General features: G+C 53.3%; 22 protein-coding genes and 1 pseudogene. 12 read left to right on the forward strand and 11 right to left on the reverse strand.

The genetic code is table 11. The annotated features are described in order from the left end of the window. Positions 1-28: 28 nt before the first annotated feature. Positions 29-2,077 carry a M3 family metallopeptidase gene (locus GL2_RS06535; protein ID WP_143729903.1) on the reverse strand — a complete coding sequence of 683 codons (2,049 nt, stop codon included), beginning with the start codon at positions 2,075-2,077 and terminating at the stop codon, positions 29-31. A 65-nt stretch (positions 2,078-2,142) separates the two neighbouring features. On the opposite strand from GL2_RS06535, the gene GL2_RS06540 reads away from it, so the two are divergent. The 3 genes from GL2_RS06540 to GL2_RS06550 all read left to right on the forward strand — a co-directional run bounded on the left by GL2_RS06540 (position 2,143) and on the right by GL2_RS06550 (position 4,242). Next, positions 2,143-2,697, forward strand: a complete 555-nt coding sequence (locus tag GL2_RS06540; protein ID WP_143729904.1) for a gamma carbonic anhydrase family protein — start codon at positions 2,143-2,145, stop codon at positions 2,695-2,697. Positions 2,698-2,721: 24 nt separating this feature from the next. After that, entirely contained in the window at positions 2,722-3,636 is a 915-nt protein-coding gene (locus tag GL2_RS06545; protein WP_172621078.1) for a LysR family transcriptional regulator, read from the forward strand. Positions 3,637-3,723: 87 nt separating this feature from the next. Beyond that, entirely contained in the window at positions 3,724-4,242 is a 519-nt protein-coding gene (locus GL2_RS06550; protein ID WP_143729906.1) for a hypothetical protein, read from the forward strand. A 36-nt stretch (positions 4,243-4,278) separates the two neighbouring features. Here GL2_RS06550 and GL2_RS06555 read toward each other — a convergent pair whose 3' ends face one another. From GL2_RS06555 to GL2_RS06595, 9 genes are all read right to left on the reverse strand, one after another. Further along, positions 4,279-4,680: a hypothetical protein gene (locus GL2_RS06555; protein WP_143729907.1), complete on the reverse strand. Its 402-nt coding sequence runs from the start codon at positions 4,678-4,680 to the stop codon at positions 4,279-4,281. Positions 4,681-4,691: 11 nt separating this feature from the next. Continuing rightward, on the reverse strand, positions 4,692-5,522 hold the full coding sequence (aroE, locus tag GL2_RS06560; protein ID WP_143729908.1) for a shikimate dehydrogenase: 831 nt from the start codon (positions 5,520-5,522) through the stop codon (positions 4,692-4,694). Beyond that, complete coding sequence (locus tag GL2_RS06565) at positions 5,515-5,970, reverse strand: hypothetical protein (RefSeq protein ID WP_143729909.1); 456 nt, start codon at positions 5,968-5,970, stop codon at positions 5,515-5,517. Before GL2_RS06565 ends, aroE begins: the two co-directional genes overlap by 8 nt. A 31-nt stretch (positions 5,971-6,001) precedes the next feature. Next, a complete protein-coding gene (gene hemF / locus GL2_RS06570; RefSeq protein ID WP_143729910.1) occupies positions 6,002-6,907 on the reverse strand; it encodes an oxygen-dependent coproporphyrinogen oxidase in 906 nt (301 codons plus the stop codon). Positions 6,908-6,936: 29 nt separating this feature from the next. Further along, on the reverse strand, positions 6,937-7,503 hold the full coding sequence (locus GL2_RS06575) for an L-threonylcarbamoyladenylate synthase (RefSeq protein WP_143729911.1): 567 nt from the start codon (positions 7,501-7,503) through the stop codon (positions 6,937-6,939). Between the two features lie 12 nt (positions 7,504-7,515). Continuing rightward, positions 7,516-8,028: a 5-(carboxyamino)imidazole ribonucleotide mutase gene (purE, locus tag GL2_RS06580; RefSeq protein WP_143729912.1), complete on the reverse strand. Its 513-nt coding sequence runs from the start codon at positions 8,026-8,028 to the stop codon at positions 7,516-7,518. A 171-nt stretch (positions 8,029-8,199) separates the two neighbouring features. Further along, positions 8,200-9,420 carry a transglutaminase domain-containing protein gene (locus GL2_RS06585; RefSeq protein ID WP_172621079.1) on the reverse strand — a complete coding sequence of 407 codons (1,221 nt, stop codon included), beginning with the start codon at positions 9,418-9,420 and terminating at the stop codon, positions 8,200-8,202. A gap of 269 nt (positions 9,421-9,689) precedes the next feature. Next, on the reverse strand, positions 9,690-10,832 hold the full coding sequence (gene dprA, locus GL2_RS06590; RefSeq protein ID WP_143729914.1) for a DNA-processing protein DprA: 1,143 nt from the start codon (positions 10,830-10,832) through the stop codon (positions 9,690-9,692). 87 nt (positions 10,833-10,919) lie between these two features. Beyond that, entirely contained in the window at positions 10,920-11,990 is a 1,071-nt protein-coding gene (locus GL2_RS06595) for a LysM peptidoglycan-binding domain-containing protein (protein ID WP_143729915.1), read from the reverse strand. A 182-nt stretch (positions 11,991-12,172) separates the two neighbouring features. On the opposite strand from GL2_RS06595, the gene def reads away from it, so the two are divergent. The 9 genes and pseudogenes from def (at position 12,173) to GL2_RS06640 (ending at position 22,247) form a co-directional block, all read left to right on the forward strand. Next, complete coding sequence (gene def / locus GL2_RS06600; protein WP_143729916.1) at positions 12,173-12,679, forward strand: peptide deformylase; 507 nt, start codon at positions 12,173-12,175, stop codon at positions 12,677-12,679. A 61-nt stretch (positions 12,680-12,740) separates the two neighbouring features. Next, the gene (gene fmt, locus GL2_RS06605) at positions 12,741-13,700 is read left to right on the forward strand and encodes a methionyl-tRNA formyltransferase (RefSeq protein WP_143729917.1); all 960 of its coding nucleotides are present in this window, start codon (positions 12,741-12,743) and stop codon (positions 13,698-13,700) included. Next, complete coding sequence (gene rsmB / locus GL2_RS06610; protein WP_143729918.1) at positions 13,697-15,004, forward strand: 16S rRNA (cytosine(967)-C(5))-methyltransferase RsmB; 1,308 nt, start codon at positions 13,697-13,699, stop codon at positions 15,002-15,004. The genes fmt and rsmB overlap by 4 nt, the downstream gene beginning before the upstream one ends. Positions 15,005-15,034: 30 nt before the next feature. Beyond that, positions 15,035-16,419: pseudogene (gene trkA / locus GL2_RS06615) on the forward strand (Trk system potassium transporter TrkA). An 84-nt stretch (positions 16,420-16,503) separates the two neighbouring features. Then, entirely contained in the window at positions 16,504-17,955 is a 1,452-nt protein-coding gene (locus tag GL2_RS06620) for a TrkH family potassium uptake protein (protein WP_143729919.1), read from the forward strand. Positions 17,956-18,052: 97 nt separating this feature from the next. Then, positions 18,053-19,081, forward strand: coding sequence for an efflux RND transporter periplasmic adaptor subunit (locus tag GL2_RS06625; RefSeq protein ID WP_143729920.1), 1,029 nt, complete (start codon positions 18,053-18,055; stop codon positions 19,079-19,081). Positions 19,082-19,131: 50 nt separating this feature from the next. Next, positions 19,132-19,827, forward strand: a complete 696-nt coding sequence (locus GL2_RS06630; protein WP_143729921.1) for an ABC transporter ATP-binding protein — start codon at positions 19,132-19,134, stop codon at positions 19,825-19,827. Next, positions 19,824-20,984 carry an ABC transporter permease gene (locus tag GL2_RS06635; protein WP_143729922.1) on the forward strand — a complete coding sequence of 387 codons (1,161 nt, stop codon included), beginning with the start codon at positions 19,824-19,826 and terminating at the stop codon, positions 20,982-20,984. Before GL2_RS06630 ends, GL2_RS06635 begins: the two co-directional genes overlap by 4 nt. A gap of 75 nt (positions 20,985-21,059) precedes the next feature. Then, positions 21,060-22,247 (forward strand): FtsX-like permease family protein, encoded by a 1,188-nt coding sequence (locus GL2_RS06640; protein ID WP_143729923.1) that lies wholly within the window; start codon positions 21,060-21,062, stop codon positions 22,245-22,247. Positions 22,248-22,291: 44 nt separating this feature from the next. On the opposite strand, the gene GL2_RS06645 is transcribed toward GL2_RS06640, so the two are convergent. Next, positions 22,292-23,179, reverse strand: coding sequence for a lysophospholipid acyltransferase family protein (locus tag GL2_RS06645; protein WP_143729924.1), 888 nt, complete (start codon positions 23,177-23,179; stop codon positions 22,292-22,294). Positions 23,180-23,336: the final 157 nt, after the last annotated feature.

Raw genomic sequence — 23,336 nt, forward strand, 5'->3', positions numbered from 1 at the left:
TCATTCTTTCATGACTTAAAAGGCTCACTCAAGCCGGACTGATATTCAGTTCCTGTTGTTCAATACCCGAATGTCGCAACAAGGCATCAATCTGAGGCTCTCGGCCGCGAAACTCAGTGAACAATTCAAGGGCATCACGGCTACCACCCTGCTCCAGAATACTGTGCAGGAAGTGCTTACCTGTGGACTCATCAAATATGCCCTTATCTTCAAACAATGAAAAGGCATCCGCGGAAAGTACTTCCGCCCATTTATAACTGTAATAACCTGCCGCATAGCCACCGGCAAAAATATGGCTAAATCCATGTTGGAATCGATTCTGCTCAGCTACGGGTACAACCGCAACCTCTGAGCGTACTTCATTCAGTATCTGCTGGATTTTCCCTGCGGATGGGCCGTCTTCGCAACAGTGCAGACGGAAGTCAAATATAGCGAACTCCAGCTGGCGTACGGTAAACATGGCAGACTGGAAGTTTTTCGCTGCTAACATTTTATCCAGTAATTTCTCAGGCAGTGCCTCACCGGTTTCAAAATGTGCAGAGAGCATGGCTATCGCCTGAGGTTGCCAGCACCAGTTTTCAAGGAATTGGCTGGGCATTTCAACAGCATCCCATGCTACACCGTTGATCCCCGAAACCGCCGCCACATCAATCTCGGTAAGCATATGGTGTAAGCCGTGGCCAAATTCATGGAACAGCGTGGTCACCTCATTGTGCGTCAATAGCGAGGGCATATCACCAGCGGCCGGACTGAAGTTGCAAACCAGGTAGGCGATAGGCAACTGTAGCCCCTGTTTTGTCTGGCGGCGTGTCGCCACTGTATCCATCCAGGCGCCACCGCGCTTCTTCTCCCTGGCAAACGCATCCAAATAGAAGCCTGCGATACGCTCACTATTTCTTTGTAACCAAAAAAACTGCACATCGTCATGCCAGGTCGCAACCGAGGCATCTTCCTGCACGGTAACTCCGAAAAGCTTTTCCACAACCGCAAAGAGTCCCTCAACTACTTTTGCATAGGGAAAGTAGGGACGCAGTTCCTCCTGGCTGATAGCGTAGCGCTGTTGTTTGAGCTTTTCCGCAACCCAGGTAATATCCCAGGGCTGCAATTCTTCCAGTCCATATTCAGTACTGGCAAATTCGTGCAGCTCTTTCATTTCCTTTTCTGCCGCCGGCTTCGCCCGCTTGGCAAGGTCATTGAGAAACTCCAATACGCGCTCGTTACTCGGCGCCATCTTGCTGGCCAGGGATAACTCAGAATAATTAGCCATACCCAGCAGATCGGCTTGCTCTGCGCGCAGGGCCAAAATTGATTCCATTACCTCAGAGTTATCAAACTCACCGGCGTTGGGACCAACTTCAGAGGCTCGACTGACAAATGCCAGATGGACCTGACGGCGCAGCTCACGGTTATCCGCATGGGTCATTACCGCCAGATAGCTGGGCCCCTCCAGGGTAATTAGCCATCCATCCCGGTCCTTGCTCTGAGCAGCACTGCGCGCTGCAGCCAGTGCAGTTTGCGGCAAGCCCGCTAACTCAGCTTCATCTTCGGTGTGCCATGTCCAGGCATTGGTGGCATCCAAAACATTATTAGCAAACTGACTGGACAGCTCTGCCAGACGGCGACTGTTGGCTGCGAACTGTTCACGCGCCTTTCCCTGCAGTCCGACACCACTTAGCTCAAAGTCCCGCAACCCCAGCTCCACCGCCTTTTTACGCGGTTGTGGCCAGTTTTCAAATTCCGCACTTGCGGCCAACTGCTGGTAAACATCATAAAGCTCACGGTTTTGCCCCAACTCGGTCCAATAGGCAGTGACCTGCGCAAGCGCTGCTTCATAGGGTGAGCGCCACTGGCCGCTCAATACGCTGTTAAGGTGGCTAACCGGGGAGAAAGCGCGACTCAGTTGATCCTGGGCCTGCTCAAGAGGAACCAGGGTGTTGTCCCAGCTGGGGTTCTTGAGCCCCAGCTTTAATTGTTGCTGGCAATTAACGATTAACTCTGAGATTGCCGGCTCGACCTGCGATGGCTGCAACTGGTCAAAAGCGGGTAGTAACGGGATATTCAGCAATGGATTGGACATACGGGACCCTGTGCTCAAAATAGGATACAGCTATGATAGAGGATTCATTGTACAGGAGCTTCTTTATGTCCCCACTGCGCAGCCACAACGACTCAACCAGTGAGAAAGTCCCGCAAATCGGTAGTGGTGTATATATCGATCCACAGTCGGCTGTGATCGGTGATGTCACCCTCGGGGACGATTGCTCCGTATGGCCGATGGCCGTTGTGCGCGGCGATATGCATCGTATTCAGATAGGTGCGCGCACCAGTGTACAGGACGGAGCCATATTACATATTACCCATGCGGGTCCTTTCAATGCCGACGGCTGGCCCCTGACCATTGGTGAAGACGTTACCATCGGCCATAAGGCCTGCCTGCACGGCTGCACTGTGGGCAACCGTGTGCTGATCGGAATTGGGGCCATTGTGTTGGACGGTGCAACAATTGAAGATGAAGTTGTGCTGGCTGCGGGAGCGCTGGTGCCGCCGGGAAAAATTCTGGAGAGCGGTTATCTCTATGTTGGGGCGCCATGTAAAAAAGCTCGCCCACTGTCCGATAAGGAAAAAGCTTTTTTCCGCTACTCTGCCGAGAACTATGTAAAGCTCAAAGAGCAGTACCTGCTGCAGGAAGAGTATTAAATATCCCTGAATTAAGCGATGGCCATGCTCAATCTCAATATGGATCAGCTGCATATTTTTGTGCGCTCCTGTGAAGCAGAATCCTTCTCTGCAGTTGCCAGGGAGCTGGGCCGTGCCCAGTCTTCGGTGAGCACCACGATTCAAAACCTGGAGCTCGACTTGGGTCTGGTATTGTTTGATCGCAGTGGAAAGTATCCACAACCTACTGCAGCAGCCCTGGCCCTGTTGCCACTGGCTCGCCAGGCCGTGGGGCAACTGCATCGCTTTCAGCAGGCAGCTGATTCCTACCAGTGCGGTGAAGAACCCCTACTGCGAGTCCAGTTTGAGGAGCTGGTTATGCCAGATCGCCTCAATGACATGCTGGCAACATTCAGTGAGCGTTTTCCGCACACCCAACTGCAATTGAGTAGTGCTGACAATGAGCAAGCCGTACGCAGTATCGCCCAGGGCGCGGTGGATTTTGCCTTCGTAACGGCCCGGCAGAATTACCCTGACGCACTGGACTTCAGCACACTCGGCCGACAGGCTGTTCTTTGCCTAGCCAGCCCAGATCACCCACTCGCCCAGCAGGAGAGTAGCTGTCTCAGCGAGGCTGCCCGGCATAGGCAAATTATTACCGCATCGGTGGCCAGTCAGCACCGCTGGCAATTGTCAGCGCAGACCTGGGTTTGTGACTCCCTGCTACAAGCCCTGGACCTAGCCTGCAAGGGTGTCGGCTGGGTCAATGCACCCTATGAGCTGGCGCGCCCTTTCCTAAAGAGTGGAAAGTTGGTGGAACTGAATCTGACCAGCGCGCTCAGCAGCTGGAGCCTGGATGTGGACCTGCTGTGGTCCGCCAGGACTGCCCAAGGCCAGGCGGCACTCTGGTTTGCGCGCGAGGCCAGGCGTTTATATGGCAATTATTACAGCCCACCTATCGAAAATGCCGATAGCACCTAATTTCTTTCCAACAGAAAAACCGATAAGACTCTTCTGCAGGACCCGCTGGGTTCAATTTTCTAATATCGACAACCGGGAGCCCTAGACATGAACGAACAGCAGCGCCTGCAAGAGATGGACGCCTTTTCCGACAAATATCGCTACGATATGGACTACCTCAAGGAGTTTCTGCGAAGCTCCCCTAAAGGCTATGAAAAGTTCGCTAATTTCCAACCCCTGTCGATGCACAGGGAGTTCCTGCCACTGGATATATTCTGGGTCAGTAAACTGGCTGCCATGCAGGTGGCTGACTGCGGTGCCTGCCTGCAGCTGAATGTGCGTATGGCCCTGGAGGCGGATGTGGATCCAACGGTAGTCAAAGCCTGTATCCAAGGCGGTAGCAACCTGCCTGAAACACTGAAGGACATTTTTGATTTCTCTACGGCGTTGGCGAGTTACAAGAATATTGACCCAGTGCTTGATGAGCGTATCAGTGTCCAGCTGGACACGAAGCAGAGAATAGAGCTGGGGGTCAGCGTCGCTACCGCCTCGGTCTATCCAGCCATCAAGCGCGCCATGGGCCACACCCAGAGTTGCAGCCTGATCGAGATTGAGTTCGAAGCTTAAGTATCATGCCGGCCAGTAAGGCCGGCATTTATCTTATTATTTACCCTGAATGCGCAACAACCCGGAAGCGGCAATACCACCAATAGCACAAGCCAGGATAATCACCACCGGTGTCAGGTGCCCAAGCATAAAAGCACCGTAGTCGTAACCACGTTGAGGCAGCAAGTAGAGCAACATCAAGCCCGCAGGTACCAGCGAAAGGAGTGCACCGCGTAAGAGCCAGGCATTTCGCCACGGTAGTAAAAACAGTAGGCCACAGAGGCCACCCCAGACAATGCGCTGGTACAAATAGGTATTGCTCAAGCGCGGTGCCAGGTCCACTCCCAACCATTGAGTAAAGCCGTATTGCCCCATAGCCCACAGGCCCAGGGCATAACAGAGGCCGCCAAAACATCCAACGGCAAAACATACGGATAAATTACGTGCCAGTTCACGCACAGTCAGTTCCTCTAGTTATTGTTATTCTTCAGTTCCTGGCGCAACAGCGACATCACAGGAGCGACTTGAGGGCGAACACCGCGCCATAGGAAAAAAGATTCTGCTGCCTGCCCGACCAGCATACCCAAGCCGTCTGCCGCCTCAACGCCAAGGGAATGGGCCCAATGCACAAAGGGAGTAGATCCAGCGGCGTACATCATGTCGTAGGCTTTACCATCTTGGGTAAAAAGGTGGTCAGGCAGTGGCGGCAATTCGTTATCCAGACTGGCAGAACTGGCATTGATCACCAGGTCAAAGCTGCCACACAATCCTTCCAGCCCACCAGCACTAAGGGCACCGTAGTGGGAAAATTCATCCGCCAATTGTTCAGCCCTGGCAGCCGTGCGATTGGCCACATGCAAATGGGCAGGTTGCTCTGCCAACAGCGGTAACAAGGCCCCGCGTGCAGCACCTCCAGCACCCAGCAACAACACACGTTTGCCGTGAATTAACCAGCCCAGATTATCGCGAATATCGGCCACCAGGCCCGCGCCGTCAGTATTATCGCCCAGCAGTTGACCTCCCTGGCGAAGCATCAGAGTATTCACAGCTCCAGCAGCGGCAGCCCGTTCGGTGAGTTCATCAGCCAGGTCGCGGGCCTCCAGTTTGAACGGCACAGTGACATTGAGCCCGCAACCACCTTGACTGAAAAATGCCTGCACAATGTCGGCAAATCCATCCAACGGCGCCAGCAGTTTGCTGTACTTGAGGTCCTCGCCTGTCTGCACAGCAAAGGCCGCATGAATTTGCGGAGATAGGGAGTGAGCAATGGGATTGCCTACCACCGCGTAGCGATCACTCATTGGAGGGCGGCCTCTTGCGTGCCTTGACCGCCTCACGGATTTTTGCGCTTTCGTCGACAATAATCAGGCCATCAATTCTGAGCCCCTGCTCTGTCCCCGTTAACAGGTAACGGGTGTGAGAGCTGTAAAGCTCCATCGTCTTTTCATTCCCTTTGGGATGTAACAGCGTCCAGCGCACACTGGCCAAACTGCTGTAGTTATTCAACTCAATGACCTCTGTAACCGTGCCGAGAATTTGGCAGACGCCCAGGCGACGGTAGGCATTCAGCAGCTTATTCACCTGTAGTACAAAGGCACCGCGATCAATTGCGGCCTTGTTGCCGTCCTCGCGATAGTAATGCAGAGGAAAACGGTAGAAGTCGGCTATCTGCTCGGCATCTCCTGTTTCAAAATGACGCCGATAGTCCAGAAACAGTGAATTGATGCTTTCCAGTCGCGTTTGATGCACGGCATACCTCCGTTGTGCTATTCCCTCTGGCTTACACCCATTCCCGGTGCGGCAGGAAATCGGTGTAGAGCTTCTCTTCCGCAGAGCCCGGCTCCGGCTGCCAATCGTATTTCCAACTGACCAGTGAAGGTAGTGACATCAGGATCGACTCAGTGCGACCGCCACTTTGCAGTCCAAACAATGTACCGCGATCAAACACGAGGTTAAATTCCACATAGCGACCACGGCGGTAGAGTTGGAACTCCCGCTCCCGCTCGCCAAAGGAAGTGTCTTTACGTTTTTGCACTATAGGCAAATAGGCTTCCAAATAGCTGTCACCCACTACACGGGTAAAGCCGAAGGCATTATCGAAACCGCCTTCATTAAAATCATCAAAAAACAACCCCCCGACTCCGCGGGCCTCATCGCGATGTTTCAGGTAAAAGTACTTGTCGCACCATTGTTTAAAACGTGGATAAACCTCATCGCCAAACGGTTCACAGGCTTGCTTGGCTGTGCTGTGCCAATGCACAACATCCTCTTCAAAACCGTAGTAGGGAGTGAGATCGTAACCTCCACCGAACCACCAGATAGGTTCAGCACCGGGCTTCTTGGCAACAAACAGGCGCACATTGGCATGGCTGGTGGGTATGTAGGGGTTACGCGGGTGAATCACCAGGGACACGCCCATGGCCTCAAAAGAACATCCCGCTAACTCTGGACGGCTAGCAGTTGCCGAAGGCGGCAGGCCTTCGCCATAAACATGGGAGAAATTCACCCCACCCTTTTCAATCAGGTTACCGCCCTCCAGCACGCGGGTTCTTCCACCGCCACCACCGGGCCTCTCCCATGCATCCTCATGAAACTCACGGCCATCCTCAGCGCCCAGCGCGTCACAGATGCGATCCTGCAGACCCAATAAGTAGGTCTTTACTTCCTTGGTATCTATATCACTCATGGGGAAATACTGCTTTTGCTTGTCTGAAATCAACCGCCCGGACGCATCAACCTTCCGCTGATCAGATCGCGGATCTCACTGGGTGCGCTGCGGCCGCCAGTGGCACCGCCACCAACAAAATTGAGCGCATCGCCGAAGTAACGCAAAACCTGGTACTTATGTCGAGCGGGCTGACACCCCGCTGGATTGGCGGACGTGGATACAATAGCACCGCCGAAGGCGCGTGTTAATGCTGCGGTGAACGGGTGGTCAGTACAGCGCAAGGCGACTGACGAGTGGGCACCACAAACCCAATAGGGTACGCGGTTTAAATGGGGAACCAACCAGGTAACAGGTCCCGGCCAGGTGTCGCGCATTTGTCGGCGCTGCTCATCACTGAGGGTACCAAGCAATTCACTAAAGCTATCCTCTTCACCGGAAACCAGGATCAGCCCCTTTTCCAGCGGTCGGTTCTTCAGCTGCAACAAGCGCCGAACTGCCTGCAAATTATTTGGATCACAGGCCAGTCCCCACACGGATTCCGTGGGGTGAGCAATTACACCGCCCGCAGCCAGGGCGCGGGCGGCCTGCTGTACAGCGAGCGGTGAATACAACATAGTAGCGAGTTACTAGGCTTTGCGCTGCTGCAGGTCTTTTTGCAGCTGCTCATCCTTGGCGATAATCGCTTCAGCATTGGCACGACGCTCATCCACCAGTTTTTGGTGCATTTCAGCATCGGAGGAACCGATAATCTGTGCAGCCAGGTAGGCAGCGTTCTTGGCGCCTGCCTTGCCAATTGCCACCGTTGCTACCGGAATGCCACCAGGCATCTGTACGGTAGACAGCAGGGCATCCAGGCCATCCAGAGAAGCATTAATCGGCACACCAATTACCGGCTTCAAGGTGGTGGCGGATACGGCACCAGCCAGGTGTGCGGCCATACCTGCAGCGCAGATGAACGCAGCACAACCACGCTTATCAGCATCAGTGACGTAGTTGTGGGTGGCTTCTGGGGTGCGGTGGGCGGAAGTGACTTTCACCTCAAAAGGAATGTCAAACTTCTCCAATATGCCGAAAGCGGCTTCCATAACTGGCAGATCGGAGTCGGAACCCATCAGAATTGCTACAAAAGGCTTGCTCATTTCAACTCTCTTTACTGTCGAAGCGGGGGGAAGCGCGGCAATCTAGCCGATTGCGCAGCCGGGCACAAGATATTGCCGCTGCCAACCAGTTTAATCGTTCAAAATTCAAACACTCCTGCTTGGCCAATATTAGCTGCTTCCATTTTTCCCGCGTAGGGACCATGCTCAGATTCACAGGTACCACCACCATGTCCATGGCCTTATGCTTTCTGAGCGTCTAACTCTTCCAGCCGGGAGGACTGGCTTTATATCTCCTAACCCAAGAGTATCCAACTTTCTCCGGTAACGTTTTTGATCCTCGTTAGCCGCCGAAAGGGTCAAGGCCTGCCGAAAGCTATTTCGGTAGCCATTATCACCAACCTTTAACCGAGCCATTCCTAGGAGAAAGTGAAAGCGGTGATCCCCCCTTTCCAGGGAAATCGCGTCTTTTGCCCCCTCAACTGCCAATTCAAAATGCTCCTGCTTATAAGCTGCCAGGGCAATGCCATACCAGTAGTAGGGATTTTGTTCTCGATACCTCTGTATCCGCTTAAAGAGAATATCCGCCAAAGCAAAATCACCACGGTTTCTAAGTGCGCCCTCCAGATTACTCAGCGCGATCATATTGTTGCTATCTAATGCAAGGGAAACCCCATAGGCGTCAATTGCCTGATCTGCATGACCTGCAGAGCGATATATTGCGCCCAAATTATTCCAAAGATCTGCAGTATCGGGCGATAAAGATAGGGCTTTGCGTAGATAGAGAAATGCTTGAGCGATATTCCGCTGCGAAAGAAAATCCATTGCCAGATTGCTATAAAACCTGGCAAACGCGTCAACATCTTCCAGCGTTTTTTGTCGATATACTGGATTGTAATCAACAAAGTTGAAATCCAGGACACGCTGCTCACTACCGAGATCAGCAATGACATTGATATGTTGGTAAACAAAGGTATGCTGACCTTCAAAATACCGGGTTTCTGGAATAAATACTTGGTTAAACTTGATCTCAAGACCAAGTCCTCGAGCCATGGCAACCATAAAAGCTCTAAATGCCATACAGTTACCCCGCTGCTCCTCAAACACTTCAGAGGCATCCAAAGTGGCATCGGCATCATAAAAAATTGAGAAATTTTTGCTTTGTAAACTTTTCACCAAGGCATCAAAGTGATCACTATCGGACCCACCATCGACCGACGCCAAAAATGATCGCATCTCACTATTCACTCCCAGAATATCTATATTGGGAAGATCAACATCTGTTACCGGGTGCCCCAAAATAACAGCACCAGAAAGTAAATGTTCTTTTGAAAACTCCTGTGGTGGCAGAGAAGCTGTGACTGAGGGCTGTAACGCGCATCCAGCCAACCCTGCAATCATTATTAAAAGGGAAATTATTCTTATTTTTTGCATTATCATAAACCGTCCTTGCTATGTATTTTTAAAATACAACATTTATGAAATACACTTTTATCACAAAAGTCAGGATGGGTTTTTGCTGAGATAAAATAAATTTCAACTACTGACTATGACCTTGCCCATCCTTCGACCTATCCAGAAAGGATTTTGAAGATTTCAATCGGGCAGAACGGCTCCGTTCCATTACTTAAAAATACCCTTACGCAACTTTGTTATTCGGAGCGTGGCCTGAGTAAGTTACTAGAAAGTCTGATAGTTATTGCTTAAGTTTGGTCTTTCTCAGCCAACCTGCAACAAGCTGCCCCACGGGTAGTCAGCTGATATCCTCCAGGTAGTTGGCCCAGAAGCCCTTCCAGCTCCAACTGTAACAGTAAGGCCATCAGTTCCCCGGAACCTTCCCCTGTATCCCGCGCCAGCTGCTCGATACTGCGGGGACCACCAGCCAGGGCATCCACCAATGCCTGTTGGCGAATATCCAATACGACTTGCGCAGTTTCCCTGGTAACGGGCTCTGACAGCAGCCCCCCCAGTTCAGGGGCAATGTCATTGCTGGTTTCTACCAGGGTCGCCCCCTGCCGGATAAGGTGATGACAACCTTTGGCCATCGGGTTATGAATTGAACCGGGAATGGCAAATACTTCGCGATTTTGCTCCAACGCCAAGCGCGCAGTTATCAGTGAGCCAGAGCGCAGCGCCGCTTCCACCAATAACACCCCCAAAGAGAGCCCGCTGATAATGCGATTGCGACGCGGGAAGTTTTTGGCCTCTGCACTGCTACCTAAGGGCAGTTCACTGATAATTGCCCCTCCACTGCTGAGAATTTCCTCGGCAAGATCCCTGTTGTGCATGGGATAGATAAGATCGACTCCACTGCCCAATACCGCAATAGTTACGCCCCCTCCTTGCAGAGCCCCCCGATGCGCGGCCGCATCCACGCCCAAGGCGAGCCCGGAGGTAATAGCAAAACCAGCACCAGCAAGCTCTGCGGCAAAAGCGCGGGCGTTGTCCAGACCTGCAGTGGTGGCGCGACGTGCACCTACGATGGCAATCTGTGGCAGCCGCAGGCTCTCTATACAGCCGCGAAGATAGAGCACGGGTGGCGGGCGGGAAATCTCAGCGAGTAGAATTGGGTAATCGGCATCACTGCAACACAGGAGTCGAACCCCGATCTCTGCACAGCGTGCACGCTCTTCTTCCACCCAGCTGACCAGTGTACTTTGCGCCTGCAGGCGGATGAATTCATACCACTGGGACTGGGCTCGGGCCGGCAGTTTTGATAGCAGGGTATTGGGGAGCTGCTGCAATGCCTGTACCGGGCAGCCGAAGTTCTCCAGCAATTGCCAATAGCGGGCGGGGCCTATGCCCTCCAGTCGCAGCAGGGCCATGCTAGCGGTTAACGCCTCCATGCAGCTTACCGTTATCTCTGTTTTTATTTATTGAGCGGCGGCCCAAACAGCAAGATCCGCCGCAGTATATTTAAGGATGAGAGGCTATCAGGGGTTACGCACCAGATCCATCACGGCCAGAGGGCGCTCCGCCTCGAGTACCAGAGCGAGGCTCATCTTCTCAAATGTGCGAAACACCATCATTTCGCCTGCACGCTCGTCGGGCAGTTTTACACTGTCCCCGGCAATACGATCGCGAACAACGGATCCGCGCTTGTAAACAGCCATAACATTGCCTGGCACTATGCCGTCACGATCCCCGAGGTTAAGGATAACCACGTCGAACTTCCCGACCTGGGTCACTCCCTCGTCCACTCCAACAATCAATCCATCCACAGGCACGACAGGGGCACTAGGATGGAACAGCGCATCGATTGAGCGTTCCTCTACCGGCATCAGGCGATCTTCCAGGCGAATTTCACGGGCCGTATTGGCCACGCCCAGAGTTGCAACGGAAAAGCCCGGCAGGTTGTCCGGGTCCAGCTGCAACAAGTCCACCTCACCCACACCCAGCGCCTGGCGCCCCAGGGTTTCACTGCTGACGGGGTCAACATAAACCGGGCCGGGACGGTAGAGGCCGTAAGAGGCCAGAGGAGTATCGAAGTCACCGCGGGCGTAGATAGTATCGCCAGCACCCATCAGGATATGGTTATCTGAGCCAGAGACCACATAAGGCGTGCCTTCAAAAGCACTCGGCTCAACAATACGAGTGCGCGACAGGAAGGCGTTGATTGCATCCAGGGGGATCGCCGGGATTGCATCCTCGACTGACTCACGACGGATTTGCGGCGCCAGGCGGTTGCCCTTCCCTCCCGGTGACAGTTGGTATGCGCGCGGGCCTCGCTGTAACTGCAATTGCGGCTGGCCATCCACATATACCAGGCGTAGGCTGTCGCCGGGATAGATCAAGTGCGGGTTTTCCACTTGTGGGTTCACCTGCCAGATCTCCGGCCAGTACCAGGGCTGCACCAGGAACTCGCTGGAGATATCCCACAGGGTATCTCCCTTTTGCACTACATAAGCATCGGGATGACTGGGGTTCAGGCGTACCTGATCCTGCGCTTCGGTGCCCAGGGCTACCGCCAGCATCGATACAGCGGCCAGGATTATTTTTTTCATGGAAGCATTCCTATGCTCTTTATCGCTATAATTCTCAGCGCCGGGCCACCCTCTGGTGGAAAGTAGCCGGACCCAGGCGCAGGGCGCCAACGAAAATCAGGGGTCCACTCGGTAAATATTGAGCGCGATCATAATGTTATCAGCGCACGTTCAACGAATACTAGAAGTTTGTCACAGGTGTTATGGCTAAACTCGAGATACTGGAATTTCCTGATCCGCGTCTGCGTGAGGTCGCAAAACCCGTCGCTGATGTGACCGATACACACCGGCAGCTGCTGGACGACATGTTCGAAACCATGTATGCCGCGCCCGGTATCGGCCTCGCCGCTATTCAGGTTAATGTGCAGGAGCGCGTTGTCGTGGTGGATATCTCCGAGGATGGGAGCGAACCACTGGGCTTTATTAATCCTGAAATCGAGGTACTGGAAGAGGAAATCCACCAGTACGATGAGGGCTGTCTGTCGGTGCCCGGTTTCTACGAAACCGTAGAACGCCCACGAAAAGTGCGGATAAAGGCCCTTGATCGCAACGGTGAGCCTTTTGCCATTGAGGCAGAGGGGCTTTTGGCTGTTTGTATTCAACACGAAGTTGACCACCTGGATGGCAAACTGTTCGTGGATTACATCTCCCCACTCAAGCGCAACCGCATTCGCTCGAAGCTGGAGAAATCCCAGCGCCGACGCGCCTGATACAGAAAACTGGCTGCCGGCATGTCCGGCGCCATCTCTGCCCCGACCTGAGAATTAACCAGTGAATATCATCTTTGCCGGCACGCCGGACTTTGCCGCCGTGCACCTGCAAGCTCTGCTCGCCAGCGAGCACACTGTCATCGCCGTTTACACCCAGCCAGACAGGCCTGCGGGGCGCGGCAAAAAACTGCTGGCCAGCCCGGTCAAACAACTGGCGCTTTCCCACGATATTCCTGTGTACCAACCCCTCAGTCTGCGTGACGAGGACGCCCAGGCAGAGTTTGCAGCCCTGGGTGCAGACATTATGGTGGTTGTGGCTTATGGCCTGATTTTGCCCCAAAAAGTTTTAGACACCCCCCGATTGGGCTGTATCAACGTGCACGCTTCCCTATTGCCCCGATGGCGCGGTGCCGCACCGATCCAGCGCGCAGTAGAGGCTGGCGACAGTGAGAGTGGTGTGGCCATCATGCAGATGGAGGCCGGACTGGATACGGGACCTGTACTGGTCGAGAAGCGCTGCTCCATTGGACAGAGTGAAACCGGTGGAAGCCTGCACAATAAACTGGCCGAGCTCGGCGGCCCAGCCTTGATCGAAGCCCTGGCGCAGCTGGCAGCAGGCACCGCCAAGCCTGAAACCCAGGATCACACGCTGGCCAACTATGCGAATAAGATTTCCAAGGAGGAGGCTCGGCTTGACTGGCAGCGTCCCGCAGAGGAACTACAGCGGCAGATCCGCGCCTTCAATCCATTCCCGGTTTGCTGGACCACCTATCGCGAAAAAAAGGGCGAACAACGCCTGCGCATTTTCAGCGCCGTACTTGAGCTTGGGTGCCACAACGGTGCTCCCGGCACCATCTTAGCCAGCGATGACGAAGGTATCCTCGTTGCCTGTGGCCACCAGGCCCTGCGACTGCAATTATTACAACTGCCCGGCAAAAAAGCCCTGCCCACGGCGGAAATCCTCAAAGGCTACCGGGACCTGTTCGCTCTCGGCACACTGCTGGGTGAAAAAGTATTATGAGTAAAGATGTACGCGCCGAGGCGGCTCGAGTTGTCGCCGTCCTGCTGGAGGAGCAAGGCTCTCTGGCACGACTGTTACCCAAAGCCGAGGACAAAGTCGAAGAGCGTGACCGCGCCCTGTTGCGCGAGCTGTGCTACGGCAGCGCACGCTACGCACCTCGCCTGCAATTAATCGCCGCTAAATTACTGCGCAAAAAGCCTGGCGATACCCTGGTCAGCGCTTTGATTATGTTGGGTCTGTACCAATTGGAATACACTCGCATCCCCGATCATGCAGCCATTTCCGCTACAGTAAATGCCGCACGCAGCCTTGGCCTCGATCGAGCCACGGGTGTCATCAATGGTGTATTGCGCAATGCTCTGCGCAACAGCGATCAACTACAACGCAAGCTGTCCGGTAATCCCCAGTTCAGCTCCATGCATCCGGCCTGGTTACAGCAACGTATCAAGGCCGCCTGGCCCGAACAGGCATCAGACATCTTTCGTGCCAACAACCTAAATCCGTCTATGACCCTGCGGGTAAACACCTCCAAGATTTCCCGCGCGGACTATTTGCAACAACTCGACGAAACAGGCCTATCTGCTGAGCCCTGTGCCATATCGCCGGTGGGTATCACCCTGGTTGAGCCGGTATCAGTAGGTGTTCTGCCAGGCTTCTCTGAGGGGCTGGTGAGCGTGCAGGATGAATCCGCACAACTGGCAGCCCAGATTCTGGCTCCACAGCAGGGCGAACGAGTGCTGGATGCCTGTGCAGCTCCGGGCGGTAAAAGCTGCCACCTGCTGGAACAGCAGCCCACTATCGCGTTGAGCGCTTTGGATATTGAGGAAAATCGCCTTGACCGCGTACAGGAAAATCTCGACCGTTGTGGCCTGAGCGCAAAATTGATTTGCGCCGACGCCGTCGCGCCGGAAGCCTGGTGGGACGGCCAGCATTTCGACCGTATCCTACTCGACGCGCCCTGCTCCGCCACAGGTGTTATCCGCCGTAATCCGGATATCAAGCTGTTGCGTCGCGATGACGATATTCCCGAGCTGGCCCAACTGCAGGGGGATATGTTGCGTGCCATCTGGCCGCTGCTGAAACCCGGTGGCAGCCTGGTTTATGCTACCTGTTCAGTGCTGCCCACAGAAAACAGTGAAGTTGTCACAACCTTCATTGCGGAGACCGAGGATGCGAGCGACAATACTCCCGAACTGCTTAACGACAAGCCTTGGGGAGAGAAGCAGGCTGCGGGTATGCAACTGTTGCCCAGGACCGATGGCGGTGACGGTTTCTACTACGCTCTGCTGAGCAAGGCCGAATAATAGCGGCTTGAGCCGCGAGTCTCACTCGATATGAAAATTGTCATTCTCGGCGCCGGCCAGGTGGGCGGCTCACTGGCTGAGGCCCTGGCCTCCGAGCGCAATGATATTGTCCTGGTGGACAGCGACGAGAAAACCTTGCGCGAACTCCGTGATCGCATCGATATCGGTGTGGTGTTAGGTCACGCCTCCCATCCCGACATACTGATGGAGGCCGGCATCGAGGATGCCGACATCCTGGTGGCAGTGACCAATAACGATGAAACCAATATGGCAGCCTGCCAAATTGCCCATTCACTGTTCCGTGTGCCCACCAAAATCGCGCGGGTACGCGCTTCCTCCTACCTGCAGTATCCAGAGCTTTTCGATAACCAGGCCATCCCCATCGATGTCCTGATCAGTCCCGAACAATTGGTATCGGAATATATCGCGCGCCTGATGGAACACCCCGGTGCGCTGCAGGTATTGGATTTCGCCGGCGGTCGCGTACAGCTGGTCACCGTGTTAGCGGTACAGGGCGGCCCACTGGTCGGGCATCAGTTACGCTACCTGCGCGAACATATGCCCAAGGTGGATACTCGCGTGGCGGCTATTTATCGTCGCAACCGCCCGATAATTCCCCAGGGTGATACGGTCATTGAAGCCGGCGATGAAGTCTTCTTTATCGCCGCACGGGCCGATATTCGCGCGGTAATGAGCGAACTACGTCGCCTGGAACACGGCTATAAGCGCGTGGTGATCGCCGGCGGTGGCAATATTGGCCTGCGCCTCGCCACCAAGCTGGAGAATCGCTACTCGGTAAAGATTATTGAGCAGAGCCACGAGCGTTGTGTGTTCTTGTCCGAAGAACTTTCACACACCATTATTTTGCATGGTAATGCCTCCGATCAGGAGCTGCTGCTGGAGGAAAATATCGAGGATACCGATGTGTTCCTCGCCCTAACCAATGATGACGAAGCTAATATCATGTCATCACTACTGGCCAAGCGCCTTGGGGCGCGCAAGGTAATGACCCTGATCAACAATCGCGCTTACGTCGACTTGGTTCAGGGGGTGAGATCGATATTGCGATTTCCCCGCAGCAAAATACTATCGGCAGTCTGCTTACCCATGTACGCCGCGGCGATATGGTCAATGTTCACTCCCTGCGCCGCGGTGCAGCTGAAGCCATTGAAGTTGTCGCCCATGGTGATGAGCGCACCTCCAAGGTGGTGGGAAAGAAAATTGAGGATATCGATCTGCCCGAGGGCGCCTCAATTGGCGCCATTGTGCGCGAAACGGAAAATGGCAGCGAAGTTTTGATGGCTCATGACGACGTGATTGTGCAAAGTGACGATCACGTGATTGTATTCTTGGTAGATCGCCGCCAGACACGCCATGTGGAACAGTTGTTCCAGGTAGGTTTTGGCTTTTTCTAGAAGCAAACCCTATTTATAACCTGGGCGATTACTGTCCCCGCCGTCCATATAAAGAAACTACAGATAACAGGCTGATAGGCGCCAATGCGAATTGCGGTAATTGCGCGAGTTTTTGGAATTCTCCTGACGGTGTTCAGCCTGACACTGCTGCCGCCGATCGTGGTATCGCTGTGGTATAGCGACGATACGCACAGCGCCTTTGTCGCAGCTTTTGTAATTACCCTGATTACCGGCTTATTTATGTGGCTGCCGGTGCACGATCTGCGCCAGGACCTGCGCACCCGCGACGGCTTTGTAGTGACCTCGCTGTTCTGGCTGATCCTCGGCAGTTTCGGTGCCCTGCCTTTTATAATCAGCCCACAGCCGGACCTGAGTATTACCGACTCTATTTTTGAGTCCATCTCCGGTCTCACCACCACTGGTGCTACGGTAATTACCGGTCTGGACTCCCTGCCCCCGGCAATTCTCTATTACCGTCAGCAATTACAGTGGTTTGGTGGAATAGGCGTGATTGTAATTGCCCTGGCCATCCTGCCTATGCTGGGTATCGGCGGTATGCAGTTATACAAGGCGGAAATTCCAGGGCCGGTAAAAGATACCAAATTGACACCACGTATCGCCGAAACTGCGCGTGCGCTGATCGTGATTTATGTGATTCTCACCATTCTATGTGGCATTGGCTACTGGTGGGCTGGCATGACGGTTTTCGACGCAGTGGGCCACGCCTTTTCCACCGTGGCTAACGGTGGTTTCTCCACCCATGATGCCAGTATGGGCTTCTATGCCCACAATCGAGCAATCATGGTGATCTGCATCATTTTCATGTTCACTGCGGCAATCAACTTCGGCCTGCATTTTTACGCTTTTCGCAATAAAACCCTGAAGCATTACTGGCGCGATTCCGAATTTCGTTTTTATTTGATGCTGATTTTAGGCGCCGGCTTACTGATCAGTTGTTACCTGTGGATATTGAATATTTTCTCTCCTGGCAACAGCCTGCTGCACGGCTTTTTCCAGGTTGTCTCAATCAGCACCACTGCCGGTTTTGCTTCTGAAAATTTTTCCGCCTGGCCGGTATTCCTGCCCTATGCATTATTACTTCTGGGTATTCTTGGCGCCTGCGCTGGTTCGACTTCCGGAGGCATCAAGGCTGTGCGCGGTATGTTGATTATGAAGTCGGGTATGCGTGAACTGAACCGGCTGGTGCACGCCAATGCGGTAATACCTATCAAGATCAATCGCAAGATAGTGCCAGACCGGGTGACCGATGCTGTCTGGGGATTTTTCGCCGTCTATGTCCTGTCGTTTTTTATCCTCTCCATTATTGTGATCGCCACCGGCGAGGATTTTGTCACCGCCGTCACCACGGTTGCCTCCTGCCTGAGTAATATTGGACCTGCCCTGGGCGATGCGGCCTCTCACTACGGCTCAGTCAATGAAGTGGCCAAGTGGTTTCTGATCCTCGCCATGCTGATGGGGCGGTTGGAAATTTTTACCTTGTTGGTACTGCTAACTCCCGCTTTCTGGCGCCATTAAACTCTCAGACCTCCCCTGTCCGATATCGCATAGCAATATTTTTTAGTTTCTGCCAAAGTTGTCTTCTACAGGAAGTGACTAATAAGAACATGGCGGTATGAGCAGAAACACCAGTGAGCTGCTCGGTCAGTTGAAAATTGACCGGGATGCGGTTCCAGAAGCACCTACATCATCTCGAAAAACCTGGCTGGCGGCCTCTATAGGCACCGCTGCCGGCTTGGTTATGGGGTTTGCCGCTGCCACACTATTGGCAGGGGAGCAGTCCTCAGTAGCATCAACAGAAACCCTTCCCGCCAAGTCTACTATCCCAGCACCCGCTGTCCGCGAGCGAACCGAAACTGTGCTCAACGCCTCTGGTTACATCACTGCGCGCCGCATGGCCACTGTATCTGCCGAGGTAATGGGCCTGATCAGCAGTGTGGATGTTGAGGAGGGTATGCATGTAAGTGAGGGGCAAGTGCTGGCACGCCTCGATGATGCCAAGGCGCGGGTCAGCCTGGATTTTGCCCTCGCACAGGTCGAGGTACTGCAAGCCCAGGAAGCAAGCATCAGTGCCAAACTCAAGGAAGCGGAACGCCAGTACCGGCGTTTCGCCGGACTGCGCGATAAAAACTATTCTAGCAAGGCTCAGCTCACACAGAGCCAGGCCAGCGCCGAAGGACTCAGGGCCGACTTAAGAAGTGCCCGCGCCAATATCGAGGTGGCCAAACTGGAGGCCAAACGCCAACAGGAACGGCTCGAAGATCATATTATTCGCGCCCCCTTCTCCGGCATCGTCACTCAGAAAAATGCCCAACCAGGAGAAATTGTCGCGCCCAGCTCTGCCGGAGGCGGCTTCACGCGCACCGGTATCTGCACCATCGTGGACATGAATTCCCTGGAAATTGAAGTGGATGTGAACGAGGCATTTATTGGCCGGGTCTCTGCGGGGCAGAGGGTAAATGCCAACCTCGACGCCTACCCGGAATGGGATATTCCAGCCTCCGTAGTCGCCATTATTCCTACTGCCGATCGTGCCAAAGCCACTGTACGCGTACGTATCGGCATCGACGATAAAGATCCGCGTATCCTGCCGGACATGGGAGTTAAAGTCGGGTTCCTGGCCGAGGAGGAAACGGCTCTCTAGTGCCCCGGTGACAACACGGTTGATTTTATTCTTATAAGAGGAATTTCAAGATGTCAGAAGATGTGTTGTTTCAATTAAAAGGTGTCAGTAAGAGCTTTATTAAAGGGAAGGAAAAAATCTCTATTTTTGACGATCTCAATATGGATATTGAGCGGGGGGATTTCGTTGCCATTATGGGGCCTTCGGGCTCGGGCAAAACCACCCTCCTGAATATGCTCGGCGGCGTTGACCAACCCAGCGGCGGTGAAGTCTGGTTTGATGGCACACGCATCGACTCCCTGAGCGAGAGTGCCCTGACTCGCTGGCGGGCAGAAAACATCGGTTTTATTTTTCAGTTCTATAACCTGATGCCAATGCTGAATGCACAGCGCAATGTAGAATTGCCACTGCTACTGACCAAGTTATCTAAATCACAACGGCGCAAAAACGTAGAAACCGCACTCGCCCTGGTGGGTCTCAGCGACCGCGCCAAACATATGTCCAGTGAAATGTCCGGCGGTCAGCAGCAACGGGTTGCTATCGCCCGTGCGATTGTCTCCGATCCCAAGTTGATTCTTTGTGACGAGCCTACTGGAGACCTGGACCGCGCCACCGCGGATGAAATCCTGGAAATGCTGCAACTGCTGAACCGCGACCACGGCAAGACCATAGTGATGGTAACCCACGACCCTGCCGCGGCTAAATACGCCAAGCGCACCCTGCATCTCGACAAGGGGCAATTTGTGCAGAGGGAAATCGTGGTATGAACGAACTTTACTTAATCTATAAAAACATGACAAGGAAACCCCTGCGGTTATTCCTGACCTGTTTTGCCATCTTTATTGCCTTCCTGATTTTCGGTGCAGTAACCAGTTTGAAAACCGCGCTGAATTCCAGTGTGGAGCTTTCAGCAGATAATCGCCTGGTTGTATTTAACCGGATCAATTTCACTAAATCCCTGCCCATCGCCTACTACCAAAAAGTCGCTGCGGTAGAGGGTGTTAAGGATGTCACCCACCTGAACTGGTTTGGTGGCTACTACCAGGAGCCGACCAAACAAATTGTCTCTATGGCCGTAGAGCCGGAATCTTACCTTCGCGTATACGAAGAAGTTGTTGTCCCCGAAGACCAGAAAGCATCCTGGTTTAATAACCGCCAGGGTGCACTTGTTGGTGAGAAACTCGCACAGATTTACGGCTGGAAAGTGGGCGATAAAATCCCACTATCATCCACTATTTTTACCCACAAAGATGGCGGATATACCTGGGAGTTTGTTGTCTCCGGAATTTTTAAAGGGGATACCGAGCAATATGATACCCGCCAAATGCTGTTTCACTATAAGTATTTTATGGAAACCCAAACATTTGGTGGAGACTGGATCGGCTGGATGGCACTGACCACTAATGACTCCTCCCTGAATGAAAAAGTGGCGAAAACCATCGACGACTCTTTTGCCAACTCCCAAAATGAGACTGATACAAGTACTGAGAAAGCTTTTAATAAAGCCTTTATTGAGCAAATAGGCAATATTGGTCTGATTATTTTCTCTGTAGTATTTACCGCTTTTTTTACCATCCTGATTGTTGTTGGTAATACCATGGCCCTGGCTATTCGTGAACGTACAGGAGAAATTGCTGTACTGAAAACCCTGGGTTTTTCCAGCCCAAGAATTTTCCGAATGGTTTTGTCGGAGTCCATGTTAATTGCCTTTATTGGCGGTATCTCTGGTCTTGCCGCCGCCTGGCTGCTTGTAGAAGGCATTAAAACTTTTCTCGCCAGATTTCTACCCAATTTGATTTTGGATAGTAACATTGCACTACAGGCGCTGGTATTTATGCTGCTATTGGGAATAATTACCGGTTTGTTGCCGGCTTTTAACGCTTTGCGGCTGAATATCGTCACAGCATTTAATCGCCAGCAATAAGACGGTTGGAATTCTACCCGGTTGTAACCTCTTGCAATCAGGTATGACAACAAACTCCGAAACGGAGGAATAAGAATGGGTTCTCTAATTGCACAAATAGTTTCGGTAACCCTGATGAACCTGGGCAGCTTGCGCCGACGCCTGTGGATGTCACTGGCAATGGTTTTGGCTTCAGCTGTAGTGGTAGCAATATTACTGGCATTTCTCGCCATGGCTAAAGGCTTTGAGGAGACCATGCGCGGGGCCGGCTCCAACCAAGTCGCTATCCTGATGCGTGAAGGTTCCTCCACCGAACTCAATTCGGTGATTACACAGGATCAGGTTAACTTGATTGGCGAGTCTGCAGGTATCGCCCACGATGCCAACGGTCCCCTGATATCCCCTGAGCTCTATGTAATTGTCGATGGCATCAAGAAATCATCTGGTACCGAAGCCAATATCCCACTGCGTGGTCTCAATAAAACCGGCATGGATATGCGCACTAATATGCGTCTGGTAGAAGGACGCATGTTCACACCAGGCACGAATGAAATGGTCGTAGGACAAGGAGTGTTAAGGGAATTTGACGGCTTTGAAATCGGCAAGGAAGTCCGCTTTGGCAAAAACCTGTGGACCGTGGTTGGTGTTTTTTCCACAGGGGGTAATATTTTTGAAAGTGAGTTGTGGGCAGATATCAAAATTATCCAGAGCCATTACAATCGCGGAAACAGCTATCAGTCGATCCGTGCAAAATTAGACAAAGACGGTGATCTGGGCCCAGTAAAGGAAACCATTGAACGGGAGCCACGCCTGAACCTGGATGCCCAGACTGAGCGTGAATACTTCGCCAGCCAGGGCAAACAATTACAGTACATTGCCACTTTTGGTTGGATTATCAGCGCAGTAATGGCTCTCGGTGCCCTCGCAGGAGCACTCAACACCATGTATACCTCTGTCGCGGATCGCGCCAAGGAAATTGCCACTCTGCGCGCGCTGGGTTTCAGTAACTTTTCTGCCTTCTGCGGCACTATTGCCGAAGCTATGGTACTGGCAGCGGCAGGCGGGCTATTAGGCTCGTTGGCGGCATTTATGTTCTTCGACGGGCTCAACACTTCTACCTTGGGCGGCAGCTTTACCCAGGTGGTATTCAGCTTCGAGATGTCAGCGGACCTATTCCTGCAAGGCGCAATATTGGCGCTGGTAATAGGCTTTATCAGCGGTTTTTTCCCCGCCTGGCGCGCTGCGCGTATGCCAGTGATAGTGGCTTTTCGCTACGCGGCTTAAAACCACTGCTGCACGAAACGGACAAGGGCCACAATAAGGTGGCCTTATTTTTTCTTACGGTAAATCTTACTTTTACCTTCCGGCTGTTTGCGAAAGCGCTTGTACTCCCATTGATACTGCTCCGGCGCCTGGGCTATGCATGCCTCCACACCGCGATTCATCGCCGCCAGGGAAACCTTCTGCTCCTCGCTGTGAATAGCTTTTTCTGCCGGCAGGAAAACCAGCTCAAAACCACCCTCCACCCGCTTGCCAAAGCCGAATACTACATGGCACTTGGTGCGTTGCAGCAGGTTGTGTGCGAGCGTCATGGTCAGGGCCGGTCGGCCGAAAAAGGGGGCGAAATCGCCACCCATATCCGGTTCCTGATCCGGTAATACCATAGCGACATGGCCGGCCTTCAGGCACTTGAGCAGTGAGCGCACCCCATGAATATTAGTGGGTACCATTTTTGCGCCAGTCTTTTCACGGCCGCTGCGTATCACCGGGTCCAACTCGGCAATTTTCGGCGGCTGGTACAGGGCCATGGAGGGGCCCATGGCCGCCAGGTACATGCCAAAAATTTCCCAGTTGCCCGTGTGTGGCATAAGCACCAAGGTTCCACGGCCATCCTTTTCCCCCTGAAACAGTAAATGCTGGTTGCGCACCTGCACTATGGCCTTTTCATTGGTGGCCCAGGAATGGTGCCAGATACTAGCCATTTCGAAACCGTTGATGGCAGTGTTCATCACACTTTCACGCGCCAGCCTCTCCCGCTTTTTCGGGTCCATTGCCGGGTAGCATTGCGCCAGGTTGATCCTACTCAGACGCAGACCCTCAGAACGGACTAATATCGCCAGTCTACCGGCGAAACGCCCCAGGCGTCGGGACCAAGGCAATGACAGCCTGCCAATCAGTTTCAGTGCACCTGCAGCCAGGTACCCCTTAATATCCAAAACAACAACTTCCTTTCCAAAAACACCGCCGATAGGCGGCCCTAATGCCAAGTATGGCGATTCAAATCATTGGCGTGGTCACAGCGCTTTAAGCGCAGTAGCCGCTGCCGCTATAATTGCGTCCCTTTGCCCACAGCAGATACTGATCTGGAGATAG

This window comes from Microbulbifer sp. GL-2 (assembly GCF_007183175.1).
Lineage (GTDB): Bacteria > Pseudomonadota > Gammaproteobacteria > Pseudomonadales > Cellvibrionaceae > Microbulbifer.